This window comes from Cytophaga sp. (assembly GCF_051961495.1).
Classification (GTDB): domain Bacteria; phylum Bacteroidota; class Bacteroidia; order Cytophagales; family Cytophagaceae; genus Cytophaga.
This window is the reverse complement of record NZ_JBQCDF010000315.1, coordinates 1-4,770: the sequence shown is the minus strand read 5'-3', so window position 1 is coordinate 4,770 and position 4,770 is coordinate 1. Positions and strand designations below refer to the sequence as shown.

3 protein-coding genes and 1 pseudogene are annotated in these 4,770 nt (G+C 41.8%); all 4 read left to right on the top strand.

Annotation, left to right across the window (positions count from 1 at the left end; all coding sequences use genetic code 11):
- A pseudogene (locus ACTHJT_RS17285) lies at positions 1 to 710 on the top strand (DNA polymerase III subunit gamma/tau); the annotation flags it as partial.
- 62 nt (positions 711 to 772) lie between these two features.
- Positions 773 to 1,291 carry a hypothetical protein gene (locus tag ACTHJT_RS17280; protein WP_440240531.1) on the top strand — a complete coding sequence of 173 codons (519 nt, stop codon included), beginning with the start codon at positions 773 to 775 and terminating at the stop codon, positions 1,289 to 1,291.
- 85 nt (positions 1,292 to 1,376) lie between these two features.
- A complete protein-coding gene (locus ACTHJT_RS17275; protein ID WP_440240529.1) occupies positions 1,377 to 1,892 on the top strand; it encodes a hypothetical protein in 516 nt (171 codons plus the stop codon).
- Positions 1,893 to 1,924: 32 nt separating this feature from the next.
- On the top strand, positions 1,925 to 4,770 hold a 2,846-nt coding region (locus ACTHJT_RS17270), incomplete at its 3' end, for a M16 family metallopeptidase (protein WP_440240527.1).

The window sequence follows — 4,770 nt, the reverse complement described above, 5'->3', positions numbered from 1 at the left end:
AAGAACCGCCTGCTTATGCTATTTTCATCCTGGCAACAACTGAAAAACACAAGATCATTCCAACGATTCTTTCCCGTTGCCAGATCTTTGATTTCAACCGTATCCAGATCAAAGACATTGCCGACCACCTGGCTGGTATTGCCGTTAAAGAAAATATCAAGGCAGAAAAAGAGGCCTTGCACCTGATCGCACAAAAAGCTGACGGAGCCCTGCGCGACGCGCTTTCCATGTTCGACCTGATCGTAACCTTCTCCTCTGACAATACCATTTCCTATAAATGTGCAATCGACAACCTGCACATTCTGGATTACGATTATTACTTCAAAATTACCGACATGCTGAATACTCAGGATGTTGCCAATAGCTTATTAACCTTCGACGAAATTCTGCGTCAGGGCTTTGATGGTCATAATTTCATCATAGGTCTGGCAGAACATCTGCGTAATCTGATGGTATGTAAAGACAAAGCAACCATCAGCCTGCTGGAAGTTTCCGAAGAAGTGAAGAAACGCTACGAACAGCAATCCGCAGCAGTAAGCATCAGCTTTTTGATGTCTGGTCTGAATATTGCGAACCAGTGCGACCTGCACTACAAAGGCAGTAAAAACCAGCGGTTACATGTTGAGCTTGCTTTGATGAAAATGGCATTCATCAACCAGGCAATCACTGCCCCTGATCTGCTTGAAGATCTAAAAAAAAAAGTAAACTAAAACAGGAAGCCACAGCTTCTACTTCTTCCTCTCCGACTGAACAAACAGCCGGTCGACCGCTCATGCCTAACCGTACAGCGACGTCTCCGTCTACCAGTATCCGGATACCGAAAAGCATTGACCATGTTAAAGAAAATTTAACCAGGCCTGAAGAAAAAACTCCGGATAAAACTACTCCAACCGAATCTGAAGAAGTTCCCGGTGCACAACAGGTATTTACACTTGAACAGCTTACAAAAGTATGGAACGCCTATGCTGAAAATCTGAAGAGCAAAGGTCAGATCAATCACCACATGGTATTAACCAGTACTACGCTTGACCTGAAAGAAGATTTCAGTATTCATATTACCGTTGGTAATGCCGTGCAAATGGATCAGCTGGAAGAAATTAAAATCGAATTCCTTAGCTATCTGCGTCACTCTTTAAAAAACAATCTTTTGCGTATCAATGCCGTGATCGGCTATGTAGCGCCTAAGGAAAAGAAATTTTTCACCGACGATGATAAACTCAAGCTTTTGATGGAGCACTACCCGGTAGTAGCAGAGCTTAGAAAAAAATTAGGTCTGGAAATAAATTATTAGCGCGTTTGATTTAGAAGCCCTGTCAATCATATACTTTATACCACACAGACAGCGTTAAGAATTAAGCACATCATTAACTCATTTTATGAAAAAACGAATACTGATCGCATTAGGCATAATCGTTGTTGCATTCATCATACAGTTCATTACCTATAGTACCATCGCCAATGAGAAGCTGGCACAGGCGGCGATTAAGAATCTGATCGTAAATAACAACTTTGGTTCAGACTCTGTTATCTTCAGTTCTAAAATCTCCATCCGCAGCAGCAAACAGGAAATCAAACAATACAACCTTGATTTTTCAAGCAAGGAAAATGTATCATTGCTAAAAAAGAAACTATATCCATACACCATTCTCGACGACCAGGAATATGCTAAATATTGCGAACGTGCTACACAGGATGTAGAACAAAAGCTGGGGAAAGAAGAAGCTGCTATTTTCGCCTCAAGTCTTTATAGAAACAAATCAAGATTATACATCACGGCCATTGAAGAGCAGAAATTCCTTGTTGCAATTAGCACCAACTGGTCGAACAATAATCAGTTTCAATACGACGAAGACCAATACATATGGTTGCTGTTCTTCTGGATGACTATTTAATTTTTACTTTAATACCAGTTAAACCTCTTATTATGAAGCATTATATTTTAAGCGTTGGACTTGGCCTTTTATGTTCGTTAAACTTACCGGCGCAAAAAAACTACGAAACCGTTTCTGTTAGAGATAGCAAAGGCAGAAGTTATGACTTCGTTACCAACGATCCGCTTAAAGCACGCATCTACACACTATCCAACGGCATGAAAGTATATCTTTCAGACTATGATGATGCGCCGCGTATACAAACCTATGTAGCGGTACGTACCGGCAGCAGGAATGACCCGGCAGATGCCACGGGCCTTGCGCATTACCTGGAGCATATTTTATTCAAAGGTTCTTCCAGGATTGGTACATCCAACTGGCCGGCAGAAAAAGTTGAACTGGACAAAATCGAGGCCTTGTATGAAGTATACCGCAAAACAACGGATCCGGATAAACGCACCAAACTCTATCACCAGATTGATAGTATCTCTGTAGTGGCAGCCGGCTATGCCATTGCGAATGAATACGATAAAATGCTGAGCCAGATCGGCGCACAGGGAACCAATGCATATACGTTTGTTGAACAAACCGTTTATGTAAATGACATTCCCTCCAACCAGATCCAGAAATGGGCCGAGATTGAAGCTGAACGTTTCAGCATGGTTGTTCCCCGTTTGTTCCACACCGAATTGGAAGCTGTATACGAAGAAAAAAACAGAGGCCTGGATAACGACAGCAGAAAAGTTTATGAGACCATGTTCGCAAGCCTGTTTAAAACAGATCCGTATGGTACACAAACCACGATCGGTACAGTAGAGCATCTGAAAAATCCTTCCATTACAGAAATTAAAAAATATTTCAATACCTACTATGTAGCCAACAATATGGCTATCTGTATGAGCGGCGACCTGGATTACGATTCCACCATCACCATGCTGGAAAAATATTTTTCTGCTTTACCTAAACGTGATGTACCCGAAAAACAATTCCCCGCTGAAGCAAAAATCACGCAACCCTTGCAGGCAAGTGTTGTTGGCCCGAATGCAGAAAGCGTTTCTGTTTCCTACCGCTTTGATGTGGCGATCCCGCAGGATCCAACATTCCGCAGTAAATTAAAAATGATTCAGATGCTCTTGACCAATGGCCAGGCAGGTTTGATTGACTTGAATATCAACCAGGCACAGAAAGCGCTTGGCTGCTACGCCTATGATATGCCTTTAAAAGACTACAGCGTCCTGATGCTGGGTGGAAAACCGATGGAAGGGCAATCGCTTGAAGCGGTGCAGGCATTGTTACTGGAACAGATCAACAACCTGAAAACCGGTAATTTCAAAGACTGGCTGATACCTGCTGTAGTAAACGATTATAAAATGAGCATGATGACTCAGTATGAAAGCAACCGCGCACGTGCCGATGCATTTGTAGATGCTTTTGTATGGGGAATCAGCTGGAGAGATTATATCAGCGAGATCAATACGCTTGAAACGTTAACCAAACAAAATATACAGGATTTCTGCAACACGTATTTTCAAAACAACTACGTTACCATCTTCAAACGCAAAGGTGTTGATTCTACCATACAGAAAGTTCCTAAGCCGATTATCTCCAAAGTACCAGTAAACAGAGACAGTCAGTCGGCCTTCTACACAGAAGTGTTTAAAACTGCTTCACCGGTGATCAAACCCGTGTTTGTAGATTATGCCAAAGAGATCACAACCGGCAAGATCAAAAACTTTCCGATCCTCTATAAACAGAATACAGAAAACGGTCTATTCACACAGCAGTTCAAATGGGATCTGGGGAAAATGCCGGACCCAAGCTATAGCCTGATGCTTTCATATCTGAATTATCTGGGCACCGACAAATTAACGGCCGAGCAGTTAAAAGAAGAATTTTATAAAATCGGCTGCTCTTATAATTTTGTTATTGCCGGAAACTATCTGATCATCTCGCTTTCAGGTATCCAGGAAAATTATGTAGCAGCATCTAACCTGCTGGAATCATTTGTAAAAAATATCAAAGCAAATGAAGATGCCTTAAACCAGATCAAGTCGAATATTCTGAAAACACGTGCGGATAATAAGACGAACAAGGACATCATTCTGCGTTCGGCCATGACAGGATACGCGAAGTATGACGGCATCAATCCGTTCACCAACATTCTTTCTGAAGCCCGTTTAAAAGCAATTACTTCGACGGAACTGATCGCATTATTTAAAAAAATATACAACTCAGAGCACGAGATCGTCTATTACGGGCCGGCTACATACAGCACGGTTTCTAAAAACATCAGTAAGCTGCATAAATCTGCCGGTACACCATTCATGCGCACACAAAGCACATACAGTTTCAGCGAACCAAAGGCTAATAAAGTTTTCTGGGTTAATTATGATATGGTTCAGGCAGAAGTATTATTAATCACCCGTTCCGCAGATTTTAATAAAGAACTACTACCAAGCATTCAGCTTTACAATGAATATTTCGGCGGCAGCATGGGCAGCCTCGTGTTCCAGGAGATGCGTGAATCCAGAGCGCTGGCTTATTCTGTTAAATCTACCTTCGATACGCCTTACTACCCTTCTGATCCGTTCTTTTCTACTTCCTATATCGGAACTCAGGCTGACAAGATCCATGAATCATTGACTGCCATGATTGATCTGGTAGACCACATGCCAAAGTCTGATTTACTGTTTGAAAATTCCAGGATTTCTATTCTGGAAACCATCGCCACGCAACGCGTTACAAAGTTGTCTGTACTGGCCGATTATGAACGCAATAAACGTATGGGATATACGGAAGACATCCGTAAAGTGATCTATGATTCGATTTCAACAATGACCTTTGATGACATACACACGTTTCAGCAAACCTATGTCAACAATCATCCGAGAATTATTTT

Excerpts from the sequence above, each read along its gene's own strand:
- ACTHJT_RS17275 (WP_440240529.1), top strand. The coding sequence starts at position 1,377 with ATGAAAAAACGAATACTGATCGCATTAGGCATAATCGTTGTTGCATTC.
- ACTHJT_RS17280 (WP_440240531.1), top strand. The coding sequence starts at position 773 with ATGCCTAACCGTACAGCGACGTCTCCGTCTACCAGTATCCGGATACCG.